Genomic DNA, 899 nt, shown 5'->3' with positions numbered 1-899 from the left:
GCGGCCGTGCCGTCGGGCGCATCCACCGGCTCCCGCGAAGCGATCGAACTGCGCGACGGCGACAAGAGCCGTTACTTCGGCAAGGGCGTGCTCAAGGCCTGCGAAAACATCAATACCGAAATCTCCGAAGCCATCATGGGCCTCGACGCCAATGAGCAGGCTTTCCTGGACCGCACCCTGATCGATCTCGACGGCACCGAAAACAAGGCCCGTCTCGGCGCCAATGCGACACTGGCCGTCTCGATGGCCGTCGCCAAGGCCGCCGCGGAAGAGTCCGGCCTGCCGCTGTACCGCTATTTCGGCGGTTCCGCCGCAATGCAGATGCCGGTGCCGATGATGAACGTCATCAACGGCGGCGCGCACGCCGACAACAACCTCGACCTGCAGGAGTTCATGATCATCCCGGTCGGCGCTCCGTCCTTCCGCGAAGCGATTCGCTACGGCGCCGAAGTGTTCCACACCCTCAAGAAAATCCTGCACGACAAGAACCTGACCACCGCGGTCGGCGACGAAGGCGGCTTCGCTCCTTCGGTGGACAACCATGAAGCCGCGATCAAGCTGATCCTGCAGGCGATCGAACAGGCTGGTTACGAGCCGGGCACGCAGATCGCGCTGGGCCTGGACTGCGCCGCCTCCGAGTTCTACAAGGATGGCAAGTACCAGCTGCACGGCGAAGGCCTGTCGCTGTCATCGGCCGACTTCACCAACCTGCTGGCGACCTGGTGCGACAAGTACCCGATCATCTCGATCGAAGACGGCATGGCCGAAAACGACTGGGAAGGCTGGGCGACGCTGACCAACGCGCTGGGCAAGAAGGTGCAGCTGGTGGGCGACGACCTGTTCGTCACCAACACCCGCATCCTGCGCGAAGGCATCCAGAAGAACATCGCCAACTCGAT

General features: G+C 63.2%; 1 protein-coding gene. It reads left to right on the top strand.

The genetic code is table 11. The features are described 5' to 3' along the window. On the top strand, nt 1-899 hold an 899-nt coding region (eno, locus tag FH061_RS30155; protein WP_151639504.1), incomplete at both ends, for a phosphopyruvate hydratase.

Source organism: Noviherbaspirillum aerium (genome assembly GCF_008929045.1).
GTDB classification, from domain to species: domain Bacteria; phylum Pseudomonadota; class Gammaproteobacteria; order Burkholderiales; family Burkholderiaceae_D; genus Noviherbaspirillum; species Noviherbaspirillum aerium.
Note: the sequence above shows the minus strand (reverse complement) of the source record. Positions and strands in the feature narration are given on the sequence as shown.